We start from the raw sequence: 24,841 nt of genomic DNA on the forward strand, positions 1-24,841 counted from the left end.
CACCTCACAGAGGAACCAGTTTAAGTGGTTCGCCGAAGGTACCAGTTAAACCGGTTCTCCCGTACGCTGATCGACGTGTCTACGACTCACCGCTTCCGCCAGGGCGCCGGCCGCCCCTGCCTGGACTTCCTCCGCACCCTGCGCCACCGGGGCACGTCCGGCGCCGTGGAGGAACTGCCCGACGCCGAGTCGCTGGCCGCCTGGGCACGGCAGTGCGGCCCCTGCCCGGCCGCGCCCGGCGACGCCGATCACGCCCTGGTGCACACGGCACAGGAGCTGCGCGAGGCGATCCATCGGCTGATCGGCTCCGCCCGTGCGCACCGGGCCCCCGACACCCGGGCGCGCGAGCTGGTCAACCGTGCCGCCGCGCACGCCGTCCCCGTACCCGGCCTGGCCGCGTCGGGCCGCCTCGAGTGGCATGCCGACGACCCCGTCCGCGCCACCCTCGCCCTGGTGGCCCGCGACACCCTGGACCTGATCACCTCCCCGGCCCTCGACCGGGTGCGCGACTGCGCCGGGACCGCCTGCGGCGCCCTGTTCCTGGACACCTCGCGCCCCGGCACACGCCGCTGGTGCTCGATGGACACCTGCGGAAACCGCGCGAAGAAGGAGGCGCTGCGCCGCAAGGCGCCCGCCTAGGCCCGGCCCACATCGACGTATCTCGAAACGTCGGCCGCGAACCTATACTCCGGACGCATGACGGACATCGCACCCTCCCCGGATCCGGACCTGGTCAACGCGCTGCGGGCGCTGTCCAACCCGATGCGGCTGCAGATGCTGCAGTGGCTGCGCGATCCCGAGCTGCACTTCCCCATGGAGACGGCGATCGCCGATCCGGCGGAGGTGGGTGTGTGCGTGAGCCACCTTCAGGCGAAGGCGGGGCTGGCCCAGTCCACCGTGTCGGCCTACATGGCCGAACTGCAGCGCGCGGGGCTGGTGCGTGCGACCCGCGTGGGCAAGTGGACCCATTACAGGCGGGACGAGCAGCGCATCGCCGACCTCGTCACCGCGCTGGGCCGGACGCTCTAACCGAGCACCCCGACACGCACGACCCGGCGTCGACCCTTGCGCTTCATATCGAGATTCTGCGATATTTCGATTTAGAGGCCACGCAGATAGGGGCAGCGGGGGACCTCGGCAGCGGAACGGGCACAGGTCCTGGTGATCATGGAGTTGCGACGCTCTGTGATCACCGAGGAGATCTGTGCCCGCGCTGCCATCATGGTTGACCGAACCGCTCTGGGACCAGTTCGCGGCCCTATTGCCCGAGCGGCCGGTATATCACCCGGACCATCCGCTCGGCTGCCACCGCCCGCGGATCAGCGACCGGATCATCTTCGACAAGTTCCTGCAACTGCTGCGCTTCGGCTGTTCCTACGAGGCGATCGCCGACACGGCATGCTCGGCCACCACGATCCGCAACCGTCGCAACGAGTGGATACGGCTGGGCGTCTTCGTCCGGCTCAAGCAGATCGCGTTGGAGTCCTACGACCGGATCGTCGGGCTCATTCTCGACCAGATCGCCGTCGACGGCTCCATCACCAAGGCACCCGGGGGCGGTGAGGTCGCCGGGCGCTCACCGGTCGACCGCGGCAAACAGGGGTTGAAACGCTCGGGCATGACGGATGGATACGGCATTCCGCTGGGCCGCGTCCTGGCCGGCGCCAACCGCCACGACTCCCCCCTGCTCGCCCCCACCCTTGACCGCCTGGACGATTTCGGGCCGTTACTCGACGACATGACCGTGCACTTGGACGCCGGCTACGACTAGGCCACCACCCGCGCTCTACTCAACGAACGCGGCCTCCACGCTCGCATCGCGCACAAAGGCGAGAAGGCACCGATCCAGGCCAGCCAGCGTTGGCACGTCGAGCGCACGCACGCCTGGCAGAACGCCTTCCACCGGCTAGCCCGCTGCTACGAGCGGCGCGCCACCGTCGTCGACGCCTTCTTCGACTTCGCCGACACAATCATCATCGTGCGTAGCTTGATCCGACGAGCATGGACAACTCACCGCTGGGATGAACGCCCGAACCGCCGGCCATGACCCCGCACCTATCCGCTATCCCCAGCCGCAGGAGTAGCCGTAGTGGCGCGTGCCGACCGGGTGGCCCGCCGGGAGCGGCTCACCGTTCAGCGGCGGGATCTCGATGACGTCCCCGAGCATGCCGTCTGCAGTGAGATGCTCGTCGAGGCGGATGACGCTGTCGCACCGCCCGTCTGAGTAGATGAACAGGGTCAGGTCAACACCAAAGGGAGGCTCCTTCACCTCCGCCACCACCGGAGCTAGGAGCCAGGAGCAGGCCCACCGCACTTCGTCCGGATGAGAGGTAACGACAGTCTCGGAATGGCTGTACGAGCCTGATCCACCCATCTCGAGAGTGAGCTCGTAGTACGAGAAGGGAGGGTCTTCCGGCATGTCGGCGTCGTCGGCCCATGCGTTCAAGGCTGCGATTCCGGCACGGGCGGCAGGGTCGTCGGGGACGGCTTTCAGCGTTTGCGTGTAGAGGGCGTGTGCCTCGTCCCGTCGACGGGCGAGGGTGCGCTCGTCCTCGCCGTGCGCGTTCGCATTGTCGTCATCGATCTTCCAGTAGTTGATTTGCTGAACGAGTCGCCCGGCAAGCAGCGAGGCGGCCAGGCGATCGTCGGGACGGGTACGCAGTGCGGCACGGAGCCACCGCTCCTCCGGCCACGTGAGAAGGAAGTCAGGGTTCATAAGATGCTCCAGGGAGTCGCTCCTGAGCATGCACAACAAACGACCCAACTCCCGGGCAGCGTCGGGGTCTCCAGCGGTCGCTGTGGCCCGCAGCCTCTTGATCGTTTCATCGGTGATTGCCATGGCACGCGAGGCTAGCCGAAGTCAAGTGCGCCTTGCTCAAAGCAGCTTGGGGTGTGTAACCACAGCGCGCACGAGAGCGAGAAGGGGCTGATCCAGGGCCTGGCAGAAGCCTTACAGCGGCTCCGCTCCTTTGAGGGCCGCATCACCTACGCCTTCCTCGACCTCGCTGACAAAATCATCACCCTGCGTAGTCAGACCCGACGAGCACGGACTACCCATCGCTGGGACGAAAGCCCGGGCCGTCGCCCATACAGGCACGCCTTATTTGCGCGGTCTCTAAGGCAAGTGGGGTAGTTCTGTACTTGCCTGAACGGTATCCAAGGGGTGTTAGACACGTTGGCTAGGTCTGCTGTCCTCTCGCTGCGGTCTTGGGCACTGTTCTCTGAGGAGCCGGTGGCCTTCATGCGTGGTTCCCTTCACAGAAAGGTCATTTCCTGAAACGCTCCTCGCCGAGGGCAGGTCCCAGTCGGGGCGCCGGTCCACAGGCCGGTCAGCGGCCAACGCGGGCATGAGGGGGAGGGCGATGGATCTGCAGATCCGCATCGAGGGCGGGCCGGTCGACGAGTATGTCGCGCTGGCCGACTGGCTGAACGGCAACCGCGATTTCCGCGGCCGGGTCCGCCAGGAGCTTGGCCCGCCTACGGACGGGACGCTGGGCGGGGAATGGGTCGATATGCTCACGATCGCGGTCGGCTCCGGCGGGCTCGGTGTCGCCCTGACCAACTCGTTGAACAAATGGCTGGAGAACCGGCGCGCCGGCCTCGTCGCCAAGGTCACCGTCACCTCGAAACGCCGCACCGTGAAACTACGCGCCCGTGACGCCAACGCCGAGGCGGTGCAACTGCTCGGCGAGATCCTGCGCGACGCCGATGAGCGGTAAGCCCGTCATCCCGCCCGGCTCACGAGCCGTCTTGATCGGCATTCCCCGCTACCAGAAAGACGCCAGGTACCGGTCGTACACCGCCGTCGGCAACAGCGTCGAGGGCATGTACCAGTTGCTGGTCGAATCGGGCCTGTGCGGTTGGCGCGAGGAACAGGTTGAGAAGATCGTCAATCCCGCCAACGCCGGGCAGCTCATGGGCCGGCTGCGCCAGCTGGCGGCCGAGACCACCGGGGTGCTGCTGCTCTACTTCGTCGGCCACGGCCAGCCCAGCGAGCACACCGGCGAGCTGTGCCTGGCCATCGCCGACACCGACCACGCCAACCCCGACGCCACCGGCCTGGAGTACGCCAAGATCAAGAGGACGCTGCACAGCGGCACACCGGCCGCCACCAGGATCGCGATCCTGGACTGCTGCTACTCCGGGCGGGCCATCGGGCTCGGCGCCGACGACGACGGTACGCAACTAGCGGACCTCAGTGACTGCGCGGGCGTCTACACCCTCACCGCTGCCGACGAGCGCGCCCACGTACCGCCCGACGGCGAGGGTCACCCGCGTACCGCTTTCACCGGCGAGTTGCTGGAACTGCTGACCCGTGACGGCGTCCCCGGCGGCCCGGATGGTTTGGCACTCGGGGCGATCTTCCCGCACCTACGGCAACGGCTGGCGGCCAAAGGGCTCCCCCGTCCCAACCAGCGCAGCGACGACACCGCGGCCGCGTTCGTCTTCGCCTGCAACCATGCGACACCACCACCCGGCCAGCCTCCTAGGGAGGCGGATACGGCGACGAGCGCTAGCACGTCAGGTCGGGCAGTGCCGCGCCAGGACGCTGACGTCTCGCCTCTTAGCAGCGAGCGGGTTGGCGAGCGCCGGGTCGCCCCACAGACAGGGCGCCGCTCGGCCGGTACCCGAACGCCAACCGGCCCACGTGCCCGTCGACGGATCCTGGCCGCTGTGCTGACAGCAGCCGTCGTGCTGACCGGGGCCGTGGGCTGGGTGATGTGGCCCCAGGCGCAGGGCGTCGCCCTGCCTGGCCTCACTCCCGCCGGGCAGATGACCGCGCCCACCGGCGTGGACACAGCGGTGTTCAGCCACGACGGCCACACCCTGGCCACAGCGGGTTCCGACGGCACGGTGCTGCTGTGGAACACTGCCAGTCACCAGCAGGTCGGCCAGCCCATAGGTCCCATCGCCGCCAACTCTCACCCAGGCATCGCATTCACCGCCGATGACCGCGCCCTGCGAACCGCCAGCTGCGACGCGGGCCAGCGCCAGGAGGAGTGCGTTACCGCCAGGCTGTGGGACACCACCAGCGGCCAGCAGACCCGAAAACCCACCGTCATCCCCCGAAAGATCACCAGTTGGCCGCTTTGGGTACTGAGCCCTCACGGTCGCACCCTGGCAACCAGCGATACGAGTTCCTGCACTGTGAGGAATCTCGATAGCGGCCAGAAAACGGATTTGGCTGCGAATGCGAACTGTGACGGAGAAACAGCCGCATTCAGCCCCGACGACCACACTGTCATTTTAGGGCGCATCACCACGGTTTGGGTGGCTGACACGTCCAGCGGACGCACGATCGCATCCTTCGCCCTTGGAACGGGCAGCACCATCGAATGTATTGCGCTCAGCCCTGACAATCGGACCTTCGCCGTCGCCCTCAGCGATAACACCGTGCAGTTGTGGGATATCGCCTCCGGTCGGCAGACCGGTTCCACCCTCACTGGCCTCACCAAGTCGGCGATCGTCCTCGTGTTCAGCCCCGACGGCCGTGCCCTGGCCGCAGCCGGTGGCGACGGCACGGCTGTGGTGTGGGACACCGCCAGCCAACGACATTTCGGCGACCCGCTCACCGGCGTCAACGCGATCGCCTTCAACCCCGACGATCAGACCCTTGTCACCGGGGGCCTCGACCACACCATCCGGCTATGGAACCTGCCACCCAGAGAGACCAGCGGCACATCGACAGGTGACCACTGACCACGGCGACTGCACTCCGTGTCCTAGCCGCAGCACCTGCCGACAGTGCTGGAAATGCCACTCGTCGAAACCCGGGCAGGTCGTCGGGGTTGAGCCTCAAACACACCCGTGGCCCCGTCCTGCAGCCAGGGACTTGCCTTACATGCCTGAACGCCTAAGCCTCACCTCACCAGGGCATTCGCTTGATAACACAAGATAACGGTGGACGCCGCCCTCTACGGAGACCCGGAACCGCTGGCCGCCGCTGTACCCACCACGGCCTGGTGACATGGCTGTTGGCACTCCTTGAATGCGGCTCTGTCCGCGGCTCCGTGAATCCCAAGGTGAGTGGCGTGAACAGGGAGTCTTTCCGGCACGGTGTCTTCTGTCGTGCCGAGGAGGACGGTTGAGCCCCGGTTTCGAAGGGACGGCCTTGCTCTACTCGCTCAGTCCCACGAGGCCCCAGCCTCGTCGGGCCGCCTCGGTGAGGACGTGGCCCCACTCCGCCAGCAAGTCTGTGAATGCGTCGAAGTTGCCGACCCATCCTTCGGGATCGGCGGCGTGTTCGGTGAAGGCTCCTTGCATCCTCTCAAGCCGAGGACGTACCCGCTCCCAGGTCGCGGCCAGTTTCCACACGCCGTCTGGTGGCTGTGCGAGCAGCAGCCCATAGACGCTGGGGTCGTCGCTGAAGAAGTCCGTATCCGTCTGCTGCGCCTCGCCGTCCAGCCCGACCCAGATCAACCCGAGCAACAACGTGTCCAACTCGGCCCGTACCAGAGGATCAACGTGGTCGCGCATGGATTCCCACCGCTGCCCGGCCCAGAAGTGCGCCTTGAACGAGCCACAGGTGTGCAGGAACTCGTATACGGCGAAGAAGGCGCTGTTGGGTCCCCGTGGCCACTCCCAGTCGCCCTCGACCGCCGGCGCGTCGTGATCCCACAGCCCCGTCTCGTCGGCATACCAGGCGTTCCTCAGCCGCGGCAGCCGCTCCCGGGGCGGAACCTCCCCCAGCCATGACCAGTCTGCGATCATCACCGTGATGTCCAGCCCCATGGGGGTCAGCGTACCGATCGCCCATACTCCAAGGCAGCGTCGGGTGCCAGGCCCGGCCGCCCCGCGTTCGGGATTCACGAAACTGCGGGCAGAGCCTTGAATGCGGCCAAGCCGCGCTCGGGCTCACCTCAGGGTCGCTCGTCCTGATTCCCCAAGGGGTACTGGCCTTGACCAAGAGCCGGTCACGTACCAGCAGCTTTCTCACTGCAGCCCTTTCACCCTCTGTGGGTGCTGCTGGCAGGATGACAGGGTGACGAGTACGGGGGAGCACGAGCAGGCAGCGCAGGACGCAAGTGCGCTGGCGTACCGCATGTTCACCGATCCTGGGAGCCTTCTGAATAGGTCGGCCCCTACACCCGTCCTGCTGCACGGGCCGGGGGCGGGACTTGTGCAGCGCCGCGAGGCGCTGAGGCCCGTGTACGAGGCGATCGTGGCACGTCTCGGTGCACCGACGCTGCTGGGCGCGTCCGCGTACGGGCCAAGCGTGCGCTGGTGCACCCAACGGTGGATCGTGCTGCTGTCCGGCGACCACCGGCAGGTGGCGCTCTCCGTCCACGACGCCGATTCGTTCGCGGAGCGGGAGTGGTGGGCTTTCGACGGCGCCAGTCTCCGTCGTGAGGACGGCAGCCACGGATTCGCCGACCTTCCGTATCTGTGGCAGCTCGAGCGCGGAGGCCCTGGCATCACGCCCGGGTGGACGTTCAACGGCCAGTGCGTCGCCAGCACCTGGGACCACGCTCGCGGTGCCCTGGAGCTGATGCTCGCGTCGTGGGCGGAACAGATGCCCATACAGGCGCTGGGTGATTGGGTCAGCTGCCAGGTGCGTGCTCACCGGGACTGGGACCGGCCCATGATCGTCTCCTTTACGCCCGGCGACCGGGGCAGGGAGTTCAGCGCGATCATCTACGACCAGGACCACGAGCAGACGTCACAGCGAGCGGCCGAAATGCGCGACCGGGGCTGGCGTGAGCTGGACACCCACCGCCGCTGGAGCATCGAACTGCCGGAGACGGACCCCCACGCCCCGGCCGAGATCGCCAGGCTGGTCATCGCTGATCTCCGCGCCCGCGGTGCCACGTGCCCCGCGGAGGTGACGGCATGGGACATCAGCGCAGGAGATCACGGAGACCTCTGGGTCCCCGGCCTGGGAGTCCAGACTCATCCAGCACGCGGGGAGCACTACTAAGAAGTGATGTCCCTTAGCGACTGGAACCAACGAGAGTCGGCGAGGGAGCGCACGATGAGCGGCGGGAAGCGTCTGGGGCTCGGCACCTTCGGGATCTACACCTTCGACTTCGAGCACCAACCGGCCGCGATGATCCGGGATTCGGTCCGGGAGCTGGAGGAACTGGGCTGGCGTGCGCTGTGGATCCCCGAGCTGCTCGGGCGGGACGCGTTCAGCCACGCCGGTTATCTGCTGTCGTCCACCGAGCGGCTGAGCGTCGTCAACGGCATCGCCCGGATCTGGTCTCGCGAGGCGCGATGGACGTACGGCGCCGCCCTGTTGCTCGCGGACGCCTATCCGGGCCGGCACATCCTGGGCCTCGGCTTCGGCGGTCAGCCACGCCCGGGGGTCAAGCCGGTCGCCGCCATGTCCGCGTACCTGGACGAGCTGGACGCCCCGGACACGCCCAACCCTCGTCCCGGGATTCCGATCCGGCGCCTGCTGGCCGCCTACGGCCCCCGGATGCCGGAGCTGGCCCGTGAGCGCGCCGACGGAGCCCAGACCTACCACGTGAACGTGGCCCACACCGCGCAGGCCAGGGAGATCCTCGGTCCGGACGCCTTTCTGGCCGTCGAGCACGCGGTACTGTTCGAGACCGATCCCGGCAGGGCCCGGACCCTCGCCCGCGAGCACCTGCACGGCTACCTCAACACTCCTTACAACCTGGCGAAGTTCCGCAGGCTCGGGTACACCGACGACGACTTCTCGGGCGGCGGCAGCGACCGTCTGGTGGACGACCTGGTGTTCTGGGGCGACCCGGACACCGTCGTACGGAAGCTGCGCGGCCACGCCGAGGCGGGCGCCGACCACGTCGCCGTCCAGGTGATCGGCGTCGGGCCCGGCGATTCGGCACTGCCGCACTGGCGCCTGCTCGCCGACGCGCTGCTGCCCGACGAGACCGGGGAGCCCGGGGCTACCCGCTGAACCGGTCCCGCAGTTCGCGCTTGAGGATCTTCCCGCTGGCGTTGCGCGGCAGTTCGTCCACGAACAGCACCCGCTTGGGCGCCTTGAAGGACGTCAGTTTCTCTCTCACATGGGCGATGAGCTGATCCTCCGTCACCTCTCCGCGCGCGACGACGACGGCCGTGACGGCTTCGATCCACCGCTCGTCGGGCAGGCCGATCACGGCGGCCTCGACGACCGACTCGTGGGTGTAGAGCGCGTCCTCCACCTGGCGGGAAGCCACCAGCACACCACCGGAGTTGATGACGTCCTTCACCCGGTCGACGATGGTGAAGTAGCCGTCCGCGTCGCGCACGGCGAGGTCGCCGGAGTGGAACCAGCCGTCGCGGAAGGCCTCGGCGGTCTCCTCGGGCTTGTTCCAGTAACCCTCGCACAACTGCGGTGAGCGGTAGACGATTTCACCGGGAGCGCCGTCGGGGACGTCCTCGCCCTTGTCGTCGACCACCCGCGCGTCCACGAACAGGACGGTCCGGCCGCAGGAGTCGAGGCGGCCCTCGTGCTCGTCGGGCCCGAGCACCGTGGCCAGGGGGCCGATCTCGCTCTGCCCGAAGCAGTTGTAGAAAGCAAGGTCCGGCAGCCGTTCGCGCAGCCGCCGGAGCACCGGCACGGGCATGATCGAGGCGCCGTAGTAGGCCTTGCGCAGGCCGCTCAGGTCGCGCTCGGCGAAGTCGGGCCGGTTCGCCAGGCCGATCCACACGGTGGGCGGCGCGAACAGGCTGTCCACGCGGCCCGCCTCGATCAGGTCGAAGAGACGGTCCCCGTCCGGCGCGTCCAGGATGACGCTGGTCGCGCCGACCGCGAGGTACGGCAGCAGGAACACGTGCATCTGCGCCGAGTGGTACAGCGGCAGCGCGTGCGCGGGCCGGTCGCCGGCGCTCAGATCGAGCGCCGTGATCGCGCTCAAGTACTCGTGCACCAGTGCCCGGTGCGTCATCATCGCACCCTTGGGCAGGGCGGTGGTACCGGAGGTGTACAGCAGCTGCACCAGGTCCTCGGTGCGCGGTTCCGCGTCGTAAGGCGGCACCTCGGCCAGCCGGGCGAGGAAGGAGTCGTCGGTGTCACGCAGCGGTACCACCCGTACCCGCTCCGGCAGCCGGCCGGCGAGGCCGGGGTCGGCGAGGACCAGCGCGCTGCCCGACTGGCCGATGATGTACGCGAGGTCGTCGCCGGTCAGGTTCTGGTTGACCGGCACATGGACCAGGCCCGCGCGGGCGCAGGCGAGGAAGGCGATCAGGTAGGCGTCGGAGTTGTGACCGTAGGTGCCGACCCGGTCGCCCGGGGCCAGCCCCTCGGCGAGGAGAAGGCCGGCCGCGCGGGAGACGGCTCCGTCGAGTTCCTCGTAGGTCCAGCTGCGCTCGCGGTACTCCACCGCGACGCGCGCCGGGGTGCGGCGGGCGCTGCGCCGCAGCACCCCGTCGACCGTGCTGCCGTGTCCCTGCGTCATGACAGCCGATCCTCGGCCCGCCCGAGGCGCAGGTCAAGAACCCGGAGCCGCGACACATACCGGTGGGTACGGTGCTGCGGTGGACGGCCGGCCGCGACTCGGAACATCAACGACTGTTCGCCGAATGCCCCTCTGTGCATCTCTGTGCTCCCGTGCGCCCCCCTGCAGAAAGGATTCGCAATAACCAACACCAGGCCTTACTGGGCAGGACATGACTCAGGCGCCAAGTCAGTGCACCATTCACCGATTTTCGAGTGTCATTTGAGGCAGGGGGTATCTGATGAGCCACGTTGTGCCTGAACAGGAACGTGCTTGGAAGGTGGGTACTGCGCCAGGCATATTCCCATTAGTTGGCCACGGTATCGCCTTGTACCGTCGCCCGCTGGCTTTTCTGAATTCTTTGCCCGCGTATGGGGATCTGGTCGAGATACGGCTGGGTCCCCAGCGGGCCTGGATGGTGTGTCACCCGGAGTTGGTCCACCGAATGCTCAAGGACACACGCACCTTCGACAAAGGGGGTCCGCTGTTCGACAGGCTCCGGACCCTGATGGGCAACGGTGTTGTCACCTGCCCTCACCAGGACCACCGGCGGCAGCGCAGGCTGCTGCAACCTGCCTTCCGCCCTTCCCGCCTCGCCGAGCGGGCGGACCTGTTGGGTGAGGAAGCCGAGGCGGTGTGCCGCGAGTGGGAGGCCGGCCGGCAGGTCGACATCAGCGCGGCCATGATGGCGTTGACGACGCGGGTGATCAGCCGTGTCCTCTTCTCCGACTCGCTGGACACCGGGACGGCCGCCGAGGTACGGCAGTGTCTGGCCGCCATCGTCCACGGCCTGTTCGTCCGCACCGTCGTGCCCATCGACGCCCTGTTCCGCGTGCCCACGCCCGCGAACCGCCGTTACCGGCGCGCGGTCGAGCGCACTCACGCGATCATCGACGCGGCCATCGCCGAGCGACGTCGGGGCGACCCCCGTGACGACCTGCTGGGGACGCTGCTCCAGGCCACGCACGGCGACGGCGCGGAACCGGCGGTCACCGCGCAGGAGGTCCATGATCAGCTCGTCTCGCTCCTGCTCGCCGGAACCGAGAGCACCGCCCTGTGCCTGGCGTCCGCCTTCAGCCTGCTGGCGCAGAACCCGGAGGCGGAGCGCCGGCTGCACGCCGAGGTCGATGCCGTTCTCCCCGGGGGAAGGCGGCCCGGGCCCGACGATCTGCCACGCCTCGTCCACACCCGGGCCGTCGTCACCGAGACGTTGCGCCACTCACCGCCGGGCTGGCTCTTCACCCGTGTCACCACCAGGGAGACGGAGTTCGCCGGGTGCCGTCTCCCCCGGGGAGCCACCGTTCTGTACAGCCCCTACCTGCTGCACCACGATCCCGCGTGGTTCCCCGACCCCGGGCGCTTCCTCCCCGACCGCTGGCTGCCGGGCCCGGGCGCCGCCGGGGCGCACGGTGCGCTGATCCCGTTCGCCACGGGCAGCCGCACATGCATCGGCGAGGCGTTCGCCATGGCCGAGGCCACGGTCGCCCTCGCCACCGTCGCCGGCCGCTGGCGTCTGCGCCATGTGCCGGGTCCCGTCGAACCACCCCGTCCCGGAGCGACACTGGGGCCCCGGTCTCTCGTCATGATCTGCGAGTCGCGTGCGCGCGTGCCGGTCGGCACCGCCCTGCACACCGGTTCTCGCGCGCCTGGAGCGACTCAGGCATCCCGCGTACAGGCTTCCCGAATGTCAGGTGACAGCGGTGTCGACGACGCATGAGGAATTCACGCTCGCATCACAAGGCGAGACTCCGGCCTCCAATCTGAAGGAACTGATCGACGCCCACCTCTACATGCCTTTTGCCTTCCGGAGCAATCCGCACGAATCCGAGGCGGTCGCCGGCGTCGACGCATGGCTGCGCGCGCGGGGGCTGACCGACGAACCGGGGGTGGCGGCGATGATCGCCTATACCCGGCCGGCCGTGCTCGCGTCCTACAACAGCCCGACCGTGGACTCCGGCATCCTCCAGATGGTGGCCAATCAAGTCGCCTACCAGTTCATCTTCGACGACCGGGCGGAAGAGGTCGGCCGGCGGTCGCCGGGCCGGCTGCTGTCCATGCTGACCGAGAGCATCGCGATCCTGCGGGACGGCAAACCGCCCAGCACCCTCTTGGGGGCGGCCCTGGCCGATCTTCATCGGCAGGTCCGGGAACGGTGCACACCGGCGCAAGCCGCGCGCTGGGCATGGACGGGCCGCGAGTACGTCCACGGCCTGCTGTACGAGGCGGTGGCCCAGGACCAGCGCCTCCCCGTACCCATCGATCTGTCCAACTCGATACGTTCGCTCACCGCGGGCGTCGAGCCCTTCTGCCCCCTGTACGAGGCGGCGCAACCCTGTGAAGTGCCTCCCGAGGACCTCTATCACCCGGCGATGCGGCGACTCATGCGTCTGTCGGTCGACGCGGCGGTGTGGACGGCCGACCTCTTCTCCGCGGTCAAGGAGCAACGGACAGGCGGCATGATCAACCTGGCCCTCGCCCACCAGCGCACCCACCGATGCTCGCTGCCGGTGGCCGTCATGCTGGCCATCCGGCAGATCAACGACACGATCCACGAGTTCCAGCGGCACTACGCGGAGATCGAACCGCAGCTGAGCCCTGCCGGCGTCGGCTACGTGGACGGGATGGTCAACTGGATGCGCGGTTGCTACTACTGGTCCCGTACGGTGCCGCGCTACGCGGACACGGCTGCGGCGCCCGCCCTCCTGTGAGCGTGCTGTGCTCCCGCCGGTGCCGCGCGGCGGGCGCACAGCGTCAGGGCAAGCTCGCGAACCGTCGTCTCCGCTGCCCCGCTCCCGGTGGGAGCCATTCGAGTCTTATTACCCGAAGGGCGCGCAGCCGAACCGATCCGGCGGACAATTCCTCCTTCTGTGCAATCTTCGTATCTCCTTACGGCCATCGGGTGTGCTTCACGGGCGTACGCTCGGCGCTGTCCTGCGAGGTTCAACGACGGGAAGCGGTAGGGCACATGACGCATGGGGCACGGCAGTCGATCATCGAGTCCTGCCCGTTGCTCGAGCGTGACCGGGAACTCCAGGCTCTCGACTCGGCGTTGTCCGAGCTTCGCGACGCGGCCGACGGCGTGCCGCGGACGCTGCCCGGCGGGTTGCTCGCGTTCACCGGTCCGGCCGGGCTGGGAAAGTCGGCGCTCATGGCGGAGGCGCGCACCCGCGCCACGACACGCGGGTTCACGGTGCTGTCGGGCCGGGGCGGCGAGAACGAACAGGAATCGGCGTTCCGTGTGGTACGGCAGCTCGTCCAGCCCGCCCTGGCGTTGATGGACGAGGACGTACATGTCTTCCTGGGAAGTTGGTACGACATCGTCGCCGGTGCGCTCGGTCTGGAGGCGACGGACACCGCCCATGCCCCCGACCCGACCGGAGTGCGCGACGGCCTCGACTGGGTGATGACGCGCCTCACGGTGCGGAAGGCGCCCGTCGTCCTGCTCCTGGACGACCTGCACTGGGCCGATGTCGAGTCCCTCGGCTGGCTCACGTCCTTCGCGTCGCGGGCCGCGGACCTTCCGCTGCTGATCGTGGTCGCCTACCGGCCCGACGAACTGCCGCCCGAGGCTGCCGCTTTCCGCGCTCTGGTGGCACGGCACGGGAACCGGCCCCAGGCTCTGGCGCCGCTGAGCGCCCCGGCCGTGGCGCGGATCGTCAGGGACGAGGTGGGGGACGGGGCCGAGGACGACTTCTGCGAGGAATGCTGGACGGTCACCGGCGGGAGCCCGTTCGAGGCGGTGGAACTCGCCATCGGGCTCGGCGAGCGGAACCTGAAGGGCACACAGGACGAGTTGCCCGCGATGCGGAACGTCGCCGCGGCGGTCAAGGGCCCCGGGCTGATCGAGCGTCTTCGTCGGCTGGGCACGACCACGGTCCACTTCGCCTATGCGGCTGCCGTACTCGGTGCGCCCGCCGCACCGGAGCTCGCCGCCACCATCGCCGTGGTCGGCAGTGAGGAAGCCGCCGAGGCTGCCGAGCGGTTGCGTGCCGCCCGGATCCTGGCCGGCAGCCCCGGCCCCGGGGGCCTCGAGTTCGTTCACCCGCTGATCGCCACGACGATCTACCGCTCCATCCCTTCGCACCTTCGGGTCGGCATGCACGACGCGGCCTCCCAGGCCGTCCTCGCGGCGGGGCTCGGTGCGAGCGCGGCCGCCCGGCACCTGTTGGAGGTTCCCTGCGACGGCCGGCCCGAGGTGGTCGAATGCCTGCGCAAGGCCGCCCGCGAGTACCTGCGCGCCGGGGCCCCGGAAGCCGCCCGGCGTGTCCTGGCCCGGGCCCTGCAGGAGCCCCCGGTCACCGAGGACCGTGCCGAGCTCCTCCACGAGATCGCGGGCGCGACCTTCCTGATGGACCCCACAGCCACGGTCACCCATCTCCGCGAGGCACTGGCCGAGCCCGTCGCCGATCCCGATCTTCGTGCCTCCATCGTCTACCGGCTGACCCAGGCGCTGGCCCACACCGACCAGTTGGCCGAGGCGGCGACCGTGGCCGCCGAGGAGGCGCACCACACCGCCAGTCCCCGCGTCCGACTGCGCATGCAGGCCGATCACTTCGTCTAGAGCGCGTTCCGCACCGACGAGCCCGACGCCCCCGCCCGCTCGCGCAGGCTTGCCCGCCTGGCCGAGCAGCTGACCGGCCGCGGTCTGGAGGAACGGTACATCCTGGGGCTGCGAGCCTGGGACGCCGTGGTCCGCGGCGAGCCGCGGCAGACCGTCCTCGCTTGTGCCGAGCAGGCCCTGCGCGGCGGGATGAGCTGGACCGACGAGAACCGGGGCTTCGAGGTGCCCGTCTCCGTCGCCCTGGTCTTCATGTACTGCGACCAGCCACGACGGGCCGAGGAACTCTTCACCAGGGGTATGGCCGAGTGCGAGCGGAAAGGCTGGCGCGGCTCCCACCTGGCCCTCGGCCAGACCCTCTTCGGCTACATCCGCTACCGTCGCGGCTGCCTGACCGACGCGGAGGAACTGGCCCGGGAGGGCTTGCGCACCGCCGACAAGATGGAAGGGGCGGTGCCCGCCCAGTGGTTCGCCATCGGCATCCTCATCCAGACCCTGCTGGCCCGTGGGCGCACCACGGACGCCCGGCAACTCGCGGACTCCTACCACTACGGTGAAGTGGTCCCGAACGCCGTCATCTACCCCGATCCCCGCACCGTGTACGCAGAACTGCTCCTGGCGGAGGGGCGGCACGCCGAGGCGGAGCGCCTGCTGTCCGCCGTCGGGGACTGGCTGGAGGGACGGGCCTGGCGCAACCCCGCCTGGTGCCGCTGGCAACTGAGCCTGGCGTCCGCCGTCGCCTCCAGCGCCCCCGATCGGGCGGTCTCGCTCGCCCGGGACGCCGTCAAGCGGGCCCGGGACTTCGGCGCGGCCTCCGTGATCGGCCAGGCGCTCCACACCGAGGCCGAGGTGACCGGCGGACCCGCCGCGCTCGATCTGTACACGGAGGCCGTGGAACACCTGGAACGGTCGCCCGCCTCGTACGAGTTGGCCCGTGCCCTGGTCGGCCACGGCGCCGCGCTGTCCCGGCACGGCCGGCTGCAGGAGGCGGCGGACCGGCTCTACCAGGGGCTGGAAGGCGCCGTCCACTGCGGTGCCGAGGCCCTGTCCGGCCGGGCCCGGGAGGAGCTCTCCGCAGCCGGGCTGCGGCCGCTGCCCTTGCGTTACGCACAGACGGACACGCTCACGGCCCACGAACGCCGAACCGCCGAACTGACGGTCCAGGGCCACCCGGTGGCCGTGGTCGCGAAGCAACTGCGCCTCACCGAACAAGGGGTGAAGCAGCTGCTCTCGTCCGTCTACCGCAAGATCGGCACCGATGCGGCCGACCTCACCAGTGCCCTGGAGAGGTTCCCCCGCCCTCGATCGTGAGCGACGACGCCGCTCGTCACACGGGACGCGTCCGTCCCTCCCAGTACGGATCCCGCAGCCGCCGCTTGTACAGCTTGCCGTTGGGGTCGCGGGGCATCTCGGCGATGAAGTCGACGGTCCTGGGCCGCTTGTACTTGGCGAGCCGCTCCGCGCAGTGATCGAGCAGCGCCGCGGCGAGTGCGGGACCCGGCTCGTGTCCGGGGGCCGGTTCCACGACGGCCTTGACCTCCTCGCCCCAGTCGTCGTGCGGGATGCCGAAGGCGGCGGCGTCGGCGACGGCGGGGTGGGCGAGCAGCGCGGACTCGATCTCGGCCGGGTAGATGTTGACCCCGCCGGAGATGATCATGTCGATCTTGCGGTCGCGGAGGAAGAGGTAGCCGTCCTCGTCCAGGTAGCCGAGGTCCCCGACCGTGAAGAAGTCACCGATACGGTTCTTGCGGGTCTTGGCCTCGTCCTTGTGGTACGAGAAGCCGCCGGTGCTCATCTTCATGTACACCGTGCCCAGTTGACCGGGCGGCAGCCGGTTCCCGTCGTCGTCGAAGACCGCGAGTTCGCTGATCGGCCAGGCCTTGCCGACCGTGCCGGGCTTCTTCAGCCAGTCCTCGGCGGTGGCGAAGGCTCCGCCGCCCTCGCTGGCCGCGTAGTACTCCTCCACACAGTGCCCCCACCAGTCGATCATGGCCCGCTTCACATGGTCCGGGCAGGGGGCGGCGCCATGGATGGCATGCCGCATGGACGAGACGTCGTACCGGTCCCTCACCTCGTCCGGGAGCGCCAGCAGGCGGTGGAACTGGGTCGGGACCATATGGGTGTGGGTGCACTCGTGGGTGTCGATGAGGCGGAGCATCTCCTCGGGGGTCCACTTGTCCATCAGCACCAGGCGGTGGCCGATGTGCAGGGACGCGCCCGCGAACTGGAGGACGGCCGTGTGGTAGAGCGGCGAGCAGACGAGGTGGACGTTGGCGTCGAAGGGCCTGATGCCGAAGATGCCGAGGAAGCCGCCGAGGTAGGCCTCCTCGGGGGGCTTGCCGGGCAGCGGGCGGCGGATGCCGCGCGGGCGTCCGGTCGTGCCGGAGGTGTAGTTCATGACCCAGCCGAGCGTGCGGTCGGCGGGCGCTGACTCGGGCTGTCCGCCGGGGAGTTCCGCGTACGGCCGGAAGCCCTCGACCTCGCCGACCGCGTAGCGGTGGGTGGCCGGCAGACGGGCCTCGTCGGCGGCGTGGCGGGCCGGCGCGGCGAAGCGCTCGTGGGCGATGAGCACCTTCGCGCCGGAATCGGCGACGATCCAGGCGATCTCGGGGCCGACCAGGTGGTGGTTGACCGGAACGAGGTAGAACCCGGCCTGGCTCGCGGCCAGGTAGGCGGTGAAGAACTCGACGCCGTTGGGCAGGACGACGGCGAAGGCGTCGCCGCGCTCCAGGCCCGCCGCGCGCAGCCCGTGGACGAGCCGGTTGGCGGCGGCGTGCAGGCGTCCGGCGGTCCACTGTTCCCCGTCGGGGGCGATGAGGACCGTGCGGTGGGGATTCTGGGCGGCCTGGGCCCAGAATCCGGCGGGGGGTGTGGTCACGACTGGCCGCTCCTTCCGGCGATGCGGTTGACGCGGTCGACGGCCTGCTCGAAGCCGCGGGTCAGATCGTCGAAGACGGCCTGGACGCTGCGCTCGCTGGTCATCCGGCCGACGATCTGGCCGACCGGCGTGCCGAGCAGCGGCTCGACCTCGTACTTCTGGATGCGGGAGACCGCCTCGGCGACCAGCAGGCCCTGCAAGGGCATGGGCAGCGTGCCGGGCCCGGCGGGGTCGTCCCAGGCGTCGGTCCACTCGGTGCGGAGCTGGCGGGCGGGTTTCCCGGTCAGGGCGCGGGAGCGGACGGTGTCGCCGGACCCGGCGGCGAGGAGCCTGCCGGTCAGGGCGGGTGAGTGGAGGTCCGCTTCTGTGGTGGTCAGCCATATGGAGCCGAGCCATACACCCTGGGCTCCGAGAGTGAGGGCGGCCGCCACCTGTTGTCCGGTGCCGATGCCTCCCGCAGCCAGCACGGGCAGCGGATCGACCGCCTCGACGACTTCCGGGGTCAGCACCATGGAGGCGATCTCCCCGGTGTGGCCGCCGGCCTCGTAGCCCTGGGCCACGACGATGTCGATGCCGGCCTCCTGGTGCTTGCGGGCGTGCCGGGCGCTGCCGGCGAGCGCGGCGACCAGGACGCGGCGGTCGTGGGCGCGGGCGACGACGTCGGCGGGCGGGGAGCCGAGGGCGTTGGCCAGCAGCCGGATCGGGTAGTCGAAGGCGACGTCGAGCTGGGTGCGGGCGACCTGCTCCATCCACCCGGTGATGCGCCACCCGGACGCCTCGCCCTCGGCCAGCTCCGGCACCCCGTGCTTGGCGAGCGTGTCGCGCACGAACTGCCGGTGCCCCTCGGGGATCATCGCCTCGACATCCGCCTCGGAGACGCCCTCCACCTTCTTCGCGGGCATCACCACGTCCAGCCCGTAGGGGCGGCCCCCGATGTGCGCCTCGATCCAGTCGAGGTCCCGTCTGAGGTCGTCGGGTGCGGTGTAGCGGACCGCGCCGAGCACACCGAAGCCGCCGGCCCGGCTGATGGCCGCGGCGACGGCGGGGAACGGCGTGAAGCCGAAGACGGCGTGCTCGACTCCCAGTTTCCTGCTCAGCTCCGTCTGCATGGGCGCAGGATGCCGCAGTCGTCCGGACGACGGAAGACCTTTTCTGATGCTCCGTCAGATTCGGCTTCCCGCAGGGGACCCGCACGCCTCATTGACACGTCCCCCACCCGACAGGACAGTTTCACGATGACCGATGAGGTGGCCACCAGACTCACCCGCCGTCAACTGGGCGCCCTGACCCTGGGCGGTGCCCTCGCCCTCATCCCCTTGCCCGTCGGCCCGGCCGAAGCCGCCCCGCTGTCCGGCGCTCACCGTCCCACCCTGCGCCACGGCTCCCCCGAACGCGCCGGCCTCCTCGGGGAGCACCTGCGCCGGCTCGTCACCGAGGCCGAGACGTTCCTCGGCCCCTCCCCCGAGCACCCCTGGTACGCGGGTGCCGTCCTGCTCGCCGGGCGGGGCGGGACCGTGGCCCTGCACCGGCCGATCGGCATGGCGGTGCGCTATGCGGGATACGACGAGAAGACCGACACCGGTATCGAGCTCCCGGCCGGTCGGCACATCCCGATGGCCGAGGACACCGTCTTCGACCTCGCCTCGCTCTCCAAGCTGTTCACCTCGCTGCTCGCCGTGCGGCAGCTGGAGCGCGGCACGCTGGAACTGGAGGCGACCGTCGCCTCGTACCTCCCGGACTTCGGCCGGGCCGGCAAGGAGCGGATCACGATCCGTCAGCTCCTCACCCACACCTCGGGTTTCCGTGACTGGATCCCGCTCTACAAGGCGCCGACGTACGAGGAGAAACTCCGCCTCATCTGGAACGAGGCGCCGCTCAACCCGCCCGGTACGGCCTACCTCTACTCGGACCTCAACCTGATCTCCCTCCAGCTCGTCCTGGAGAAGACCACCGGCCGGCCCCTCGACGCCCTGCTGCGCGAGGAGATCACCGCCCCGCTCGGCCTCGCCCGCACCCGCTACAACCCGCCCGCGTCCTGGAAGCCGGAGATCGCCGCCACGGAGGACGCCCGCCCGCCGTGGTCGGGGCTGAACCGCGGGCTCGTGTGGGGCGAGGTGCACGACGAGAACGCCTTCAGCCTCGGTGGGGTCGCGGGCCACGCGGGGGTGTTCTCGTGCGCCTGGGACCTCGCGGTGCTCGCCCGCACGCTGCTCAACGGCGGCGTCTACGGCCGTGCGCGCATCCTGGAGCCCGAGTCGGTGGACCTGATGTTCACGAACTTCAACACCGCCTTCCCGGGCCATGAGCACGGGCTCGGCTTCGAGCTCTACCAGCACTGGTACATGGGCGCCATGGCCACCCCGCGCACCGCGGGCCACACCGGCTTCACCGGCACCTCGCTGGTGCTGGACCCGACGACCGACTCCTTCCTCGTCGTGCTGGGCAACTCCGTTCACCCGGTGCGCACGTGGCGGTCCGGGTCCGCGCCCCGGGTCGCGGCGGGCACCCACCTGGCCCGCGCGGTTCCGGTACGGCCGGCCGGAGGCCGTACCGCCTGGTTCTCCGGTACGGCCTCCGCCACGACCGCGACCCTCACCCTGCCCGCGGTCGACACCTCGCCCGGCGCCGCGCGGCTGTGCTGCGCCCTGTGGTGGGACATCGAGCCCGCCGGGGACGTCCTCGTGCTCGAGGCCACCACGGACGACGGCACCACCTGGCAGCCGGTGCCGTTCACCACCGAGCGCGACGGCGAGGCACCGCAGGAGCATCCCGGGGGTTCGGTGACCGGCTGGTCCGGTCGCGTCTGGCACCGCCTGACCGCGAAGCCGCCGGCCGCCCGGCAGCTCACCGTGCGCTGGCGGTACACCACGGACCGGCTGTACGTCGGCCGTGGCGCCTACGTCGACGCATCGCGCATCGAGGCGGACGGCGAGGTCGTCTTCGACGAGGCGCGGCCCGCGGACGCGGCACGGATCCAGGCGGTGGGCTGGACGGCCTCGGCGGACTGACCTCCTCTTCCGGGGCCCGCGCGCTACTCCTCCAGCACCGCCATGGCCGCGTTGTGCCCCGGCACCCCGCTCACGCCTCCTCCGCGCACCGCGCCCGCACCGCACAGCAGGACGTTGGCATGCCGGGTCTCCACGCCCCAGCGTCCGGTGTCCTCCTGGGCGTACGGCCAGGACACGGCGCGGTGGAAGATGTTGCCGCCGGGCAGGCGCAGGTCGCGTTCGAGGTCCAGCGGGGTCTTCGCCTCGATGCAGGGGCGGCCGTCGGCATCCGTGGCCAGGCAGTCCGTGAGGGGCTCGGCGAGGTGGGCGTCCAGCTGGGCGAGGGTGGCCTTGAGCAGTTCCTCGCGCACGGCGTCGTTGTCCCGGGCGAAGAGCCGGGCCGGGGTGTGCAGGCCGAAGAGGGTCAGGGTCTGGTAGCCGCGGTCGGCGAGGTCGGGGCCGAGGATGGAGGGGTCGGTCAGGGAGTGGCAGTAGATCTCCGAGGGCGGCACGGCGGGGAGTTCGCCGGCGGCGGCCTGAGCGTGGGCGGTGGCCAGCTGGTCGTAGCCCTCGGCGATGTGGAAGGTGCCGGCGAAGGCCTCGCGCGGGTCGACCGAGGAGTCCCGGAGCCTGGGCAGCCGCGTGAGCAGCATGTTGACCTTGAGCTGGGCTCCCTCGGCGGGTTCGGGCGACGGGTCGCCCGTCAGGACGGCCAGCTCCTGCGGGGAGGCGTTCACCAGGACGTGCCGTGCGGCGGCCACGCCCTCGCCGTCGGCCGTGCGGTAGGTGACCTCGGCGGTGTGCCCGTCGGTGGCGATGCGGACCGCCTCGTGTCCGGTCGCGAGGACCGCGCCCGCGGTGCGCGCGGCGTCGGCCAGTGCGTCGGTGAGGGCGCCCATGCCGCCGACGGGTACGTCCCAGGCGCCGGTGCCGCCGCCGATGACGTGGTAGAGGAAGCAGCGGTTCTGGGCGAGGGAGGTGTCGTGGGCGCCGGCGAAGGTGCCGATGAGCGCGTCGGTGAGGACCACGCCCCGCACCAGGTCGTCGGTGAAGTTCTCCTCGACGGCGACGCCGATCGGTTCCTCGAACAGCGCCCGCCAGGCGGTCTCGTCGTCGATGCGGCGGCGCAGTTCGTCGCGGGTGGGCAGGGGTTCGGTGAGGGTCGGGAAGACGCGCTGGGCGAGCCGGCCGGTCATGCCGTAGAAGCGCTGCCAGGCCTCGTACTCCCGCTCGCCGCCGGTCAGCCGGGCGAAGGCCTCGCGGGTGCGGCGCTCCCCGCCACCGACGAGCAGTCCCGTGGGCCGTCCGCCGCGCTCGACCGGGGTGTACGAGGAGATGGTGCGCCCGCGGACCCGGAAGTCGAGACCGAGGTCGCGCACGATCTTCTGCGGCAACAGGCTGACCAGGTAGGAGTAGCGCGAGAGCCGCGCGTCCACCCCGGCGAACGGGCGGGTCGAGACGGCGGCGCCGCCGGTGTGGTCCAGCCGTTCCAGCACCAGTACGGAGCGGCCGGCCCGAGCCAGATAGGCGGCGGCGACCAAGCCGTTGTGGCCGCCGCCGACGATGACGGCGTCGTACGTCCGGGTTCCCTCGTTGGCAGGCATGGTTCTTCGTAACACGTGATGATCTACGGCGACCAGAGGCGTGCCGTGCGCTCCGCCGGGGAGCGCCGTCCAAAAGTGCGGGCCGTATGCGGCTGGTCGCGCCCACGTGGCGGAGCCGCACATGAATACGGCCCCGCGCCCCTTACGGGGCGCTTCAGGGCCGTCCGCCCGAAGCGTGCTGCTGCCGCAGGACGGCCACTCTTCGGTAAAGCTCTACCGCCTCCGCCCCTCGGCCGAGCTGTTCCAGGCAGTGGGCCTCGTCGTTGCGGCTGGCGAGGGTGTCGGGGTGGTCGGGGCCGAGGACGCGCTCACGGGCCGTGGCGACCCTCCGGTACTCGGTGAGCGCGTCCGCCCAGCGGCCGAGCCAGCCGAGGGCGACGGCCACCTCGCGGCGGCTGACCAGGGCATCCGGGTGCTCGGCACCGAGGACGCGTACGCGCCGCGCGCACACGTCGCGGGCCTCGGTCAGGGCCTCCTCCCAGCGGCCGAGACGGCCGAGGTTGACGCCGAGGCCGTGGCGGGCGCGCAGGGTGTCGGGGTGGGCCGGGCCCTGGACGCGGGTGCGGTCCTCGATCAGGTCGCGGTACAGCAGGAGGGCGTCCCCGCTGCGGCCGAGGCGGCCCAGGCTGATGCCGGCCTCGTAGCGGGCGGCGAGCGTGTCCGGGTGGTCGGGGCCGAGGGTCCGGCCGCGCGCCTCGGCGACCTCGAGGTAGGTCTGCAGCGCCTCTTCCCAGCGGCCCAGCTGGCCGAGCGTGTAGGCGACTTCGTAGCGGCTGACCAGGGTGTCGGGGTGCTCGGTGCCGAGGACGCGGGCGCGGGCGGCCGCCACGTCGTGGGCCATGCGGTGCGAGTCCTCCAGCCGGCCGAGACGGCTGAGGTTGAAGGCGAGGTTGTGGCGGCAGCGCAGGGTGTCCGGGTGGTCGGGGCCGTGGGCGCGCATCCTGGTGGCCAGCACGGAGGTGTAGCCCTGGTGGGCCTCGAAGTGGCGGCCCAGCTGCCCCAGTACGTAGGCGGTCTCCTGACGTGCGGCGAGCGTGTCGGCGTGGTCGGGGCCGTGGACGCGTTCTCTGGCCTCGGCGACGTCCGTGTAGGCGCGCAGTGCCTCGGCGGCGCGGCCGGTGCGGCTGAGGGCGAAGGCGACCTCGTAGCGGCTGGCGAGGGTGTCGGGGTGGTCGGGGCCGAGCAGTGCCGCCCGTTCGGCGGCGACGGCCTGGTGCACCTCGCCCGCCTGGGCCCAGTGGCCGCGCCGGGCGAGTGTGAGGCCCTCGTGGTGCCGTGCGGTGAGGACGGCGACGGCGTCCGGCGACGGGCGGGACAGAAGGGCCACCCCGGCGGCCGGGCGCGCGGTCCATGCGCCGGTCAGGGCGGCCCCGGCGTCCGGCGGCACGGTGTGCGCCCCGGCACCGACCGCCTTGTGACCGGTGGTCATGCCCCGGGTCCAGGGCGGCAGGCGTCCCTCGCCGGGATCCGGGTCCTCGGGGCGCGGCCGTCGCGTCACCACCGTCGGTACGTATCCGGACGCGGTCCGGCCTTCGGCCAGGCGGCGGGCCAGCTCGCGGGCGTCCCGGGGGCGTTCCTCGGGACGTTTGGCCAGCAGGTCGAGGACGATGTGCTCGAAGCGGGCGGGCAGTTCGGGACGGTGGGCGCGCGGCGGGCGGGGCGGGGTGTCGCGGTGGCCGATGAGGATCGCCCAGGCGTCGTCCAGGTCGAACGGCGGTGCTCCGGTGGCGATTTCGTAGAGGACGCAGCCCAGCGAGTACAGGTCGCTGCGCTGGTCGACCTCGGTGCCGCCGATCTGCTCCGGGGACATGTAGTGCGGGGTGCCCATCGCGATGCCGGTGCCGGTCAGCCGGGCGGTGAAGCCGATGTCGTGGCCGAGGCGGGCGATGCCGAAGTCGCAGATCTTCACGGTGCCGTCGGTCAGCCGCACGATGTTGGCGGGCTTCAGGTCGCGGTGCACTATGCCCTGCCGGTGGGTGTAGGCGAGGGCGGCGGCGACCTGCTCCGCGATGTCGATCACGTCGGCCACGGGCAGCGGATGCCCTTTGTTGTCCTCCAGCAGACGGCTCAGATCGCGCCCTTCCAGCAGCTCCATGACGAGGTACAGGACGCCGTCGTACTCGCCGAAGTCGTGAACGACGGTCACGCCGCGGTGCGAGAGGGCGGCGGCCACTCTGGCCTCCCGGCGGAACCGTTCCCGCAGGACGCGGGTGAAGGACGGGTCGTGGTGCGGGGCGAGCGGCTTGAGGCACTTCACCGCGACCTGCCGGCCGAGGGACTCGTCGCGGGCCCGCCACACCTCGCCCATGCCGCCCCGCCCGATCAGATCGAGCAGCCGGTAGCGGCCCTGAATCAGCCTGTTCTCCCCCATCGCGCGCCGTCGCCCCCGTCGGTGTCCGCCCCGCCCCCTG

At 70.4% G+C, this 24,841-nt stretch carries 17 protein-coding genes and 2 pseudogenes; 12 read left to right on the top strand and 7 right to left on the bottom strand.

Translation table 11 applies throughout. The features are described 5' to 3' along the window. Positions 1–75 precede the first annotated feature (75 nt). From AVL59_RS27840 to AVL59_RS27850, 3 genes and pseudogenes are all read left to right on the top strand, one after another. Positions 76–639 carry a CGNR zinc finger domain-containing protein gene (locus AVL59_RS27840; protein ID WP_067309656.1) on the top strand — a complete coding sequence of 188 codons (564 nt, stop codon included), beginning with the start codon at positions 76–78 and terminating at the stop codon, positions 637–639. A 57-nt stretch (positions 640–696) separates the two neighbouring features. Beyond that, positions 697–1,029, top strand: coding sequence for an ArsR/SmtB family transcription factor (locus tag AVL59_RS27845; RefSeq protein WP_067309659.1), 333 nt, complete (start codon positions 697–699; stop codon positions 1,027–1,029). Between the two features lie 175 nt (positions 1,030–1,204). Further along, positions 1,205–2,047: pseudogene (locus AVL59_RS27850) on the top strand (IS5 family transposase). Between the two features lie 15 nt (positions 2,048–2,062). Here the strand turns inward: AVL59_RS27850 and AVL59_RS27855 are convergent. Continuing rightward, positions 2,063–2,839, bottom strand: coding sequence for a hypothetical protein (locus AVL59_RS27855; RefSeq protein ID WP_067309662.1), 777 nt, complete (start codon positions 2,837–2,839; stop codon positions 2,063–2,065). A 523-nt stretch (positions 2,840–3,362) separates the two neighbouring features. On the opposite strand from AVL59_RS27855, the gene AVL59_RS27860 reads away from it, so the two are divergent. After that, positions 3,363–3,719, top strand: a complete 357-nt coding sequence (locus AVL59_RS27860; RefSeq protein WP_067309664.1) for an effector-associated constant component EACC1 — start codon at positions 3,363–3,365, stop codon at positions 3,717–3,719. Positions 3,720–3,750: 31 nt separating this feature from the next. Beyond that, positions 3,751–5,700: a caspase, EACC1-associated type gene (locus AVL59_RS27865; RefSeq protein ID WP_067309667.1), complete on the top strand. Its 1,950-nt coding sequence runs from the start codon at positions 3,751–3,753 to the stop codon at positions 5,698–5,700. Positions 5,701–6,117: 417 nt separating this feature from the next. Here AVL59_RS27865 and AVL59_RS27870 read toward each other — a convergent pair whose 3' ends face one another. Continuing rightward, positions 6,118–6,732 (bottom strand): hypothetical protein, encoded by a 615-nt coding sequence (locus tag AVL59_RS27870; protein WP_067309670.1) that lies wholly within the window; start codon positions 6,730–6,732, stop codon positions 6,118–6,120. A 250-nt stretch (positions 6,733–6,982) separates the two neighbouring features. Between AVL59_RS27870 and AVL59_RS27875 the strand changes: the two genes are divergently transcribed. Both AVL59_RS27875 and AVL59_RS27880 read left to right on the top strand, forming a co-directional pair. Then, positions 6,983–7,918 (top strand): hypothetical protein, encoded by a 936-nt coding sequence (locus AVL59_RS27875; RefSeq protein ID WP_067309673.1) that lies wholly within the window; start codon positions 6,983–6,985, stop codon positions 7,916–7,918. Between the two features lie 54 nt (positions 7,919–7,972). Further along, positions 7,973–8,881 carry a TIGR03620 family F420-dependent LLM class oxidoreductase gene (locus AVL59_RS27880; protein ID WP_067309676.1) on the top strand — a complete coding sequence of 303 codons (909 nt, stop codon included), beginning with the start codon at positions 7,973–7,975 and terminating at the stop codon, positions 8,879–8,881. Here AVL59_RS27880 and AVL59_RS27885 read toward each other — a convergent pair. Then, positions 8,871–10,364, bottom strand: coding sequence for an acyl-CoA synthetase (locus AVL59_RS27885; protein WP_067309679.1), 1,494 nt, complete (start codon positions 10,362–10,364; stop codon positions 8,871–8,873). The two genes, AVL59_RS27880 and AVL59_RS27885, sit on opposite strands and share 11 nt — an antisense overlap. Before the next feature lie 280 nt (positions 10,365–10,644). Between AVL59_RS27885 and AVL59_RS27890 the strand changes: the two genes are divergently transcribed. The 4 genes and pseudogenes from AVL59_RS27890 to AVL59_RS56160 all read left to right on the top strand — a co-directional run bounded on the left by AVL59_RS27890 (position 10,645) and on the right by AVL59_RS56160 (position 16,272). Next, a complete protein-coding gene (locus AVL59_RS27890; protein ID WP_079147023.1) occupies positions 10,645–12,120 on the top strand; it encodes a cytochrome P450 in 1,476 nt (491 codons plus the stop codon). Beyond that, entirely contained in the window at positions 12,104–13,111 is a 1,008-nt protein-coding gene (locus AVL59_RS27895; RefSeq protein ID WP_067309682.1) for a (-)-alpha-amorphene synthase, read from the top strand. The genes AVL59_RS27890 and AVL59_RS27895 overlap by 17 nt, the downstream gene beginning before the upstream one ends. A 257-nt stretch (positions 13,112–13,368) precedes the next feature. After that, positions 13,369–13,926, top strand: a pseudogene (locus AVL59_RS56670) (ATP-binding protein); the annotation flags it as partial. A gap of 1,164 nt (positions 13,927–15,090) precedes the next feature. Next, on the top strand, positions 15,091–16,272 hold the full coding sequence (locus AVL59_RS56160; RefSeq protein WP_308281788.1) for a helix-turn-helix transcriptional regulator: 1,182 nt from the start codon (positions 15,091–15,093) through the stop codon (positions 16,270–16,272). 16 nt (positions 16,273–16,288) lie between these two features. Here the strand turns inward: AVL59_RS56160 and AVL59_RS27905 are convergent, their stop codons facing one another. Beyond that, positions 16,289–17,839: an acyl-CoA synthetase gene (locus AVL59_RS27905; protein ID WP_067309686.1), complete on the bottom strand. Its 1,551-nt coding sequence runs from the start codon at positions 17,837–17,839 to the stop codon at positions 16,289–16,291. After that, positions 17,836–18,948: an NAD(P)H-dependent flavin oxidoreductase gene (locus AVL59_RS27910; RefSeq protein ID WP_067309689.1), complete on the bottom strand. Its 1,113-nt coding sequence runs from the start codon at positions 18,946–18,948 to the stop codon at positions 17,836–17,838. Before AVL59_RS27910 ends, AVL59_RS27905 begins: the two co-directional genes overlap by 4 nt. A 126-nt stretch (positions 18,949–19,074) precedes the next feature. On the opposite strand from AVL59_RS27910, the gene AVL59_RS27915 reads away from it, so the two are divergent. Further along, a complete protein-coding gene (locus tag AVL59_RS27915; RefSeq protein WP_067309691.1) occupies positions 19,075–20,847 on the top strand; it encodes a serine hydrolase in 1,773 nt (590 codons plus the stop codon). 23 nt (positions 20,848–20,870) lie between these two features. Here the strand turns inward: AVL59_RS27915 and AVL59_RS27920 are convergent, their stop codons facing one another. Together AVL59_RS27920 and AVL59_RS27925 are read right to left on the bottom strand one after the other, a co-directional pair. Continuing rightward, positions 20,871–22,430 carry a phytoene desaturase family protein gene (locus AVL59_RS27920; protein WP_067309694.1) on the bottom strand — a complete coding sequence of 520 codons (1,560 nt, stop codon included), beginning with the start codon at positions 22,428–22,430 and terminating at the stop codon, positions 20,871–20,873. A 154-nt stretch (positions 22,431–22,584) separates the two neighbouring features. Beyond that, positions 22,585–24,801 (bottom strand): serine/threonine-protein kinase, encoded by a 2,217-nt coding sequence (locus tag AVL59_RS27925; protein WP_067309698.1) that lies wholly within the window; start codon positions 24,799–24,801, stop codon positions 22,585–22,587. Positions 24,802–24,841 lie beyond the last annotated feature (40 nt).

This window comes from Streptomyces griseochromogenes, from assembly GCF_001542625.1.
GTDB classification, from domain to species: Bacteria; Actinomycetota; Actinomycetes; order Streptomycetales; family Streptomycetaceae; genus Streptomyces; species Streptomyces griseochromogenes.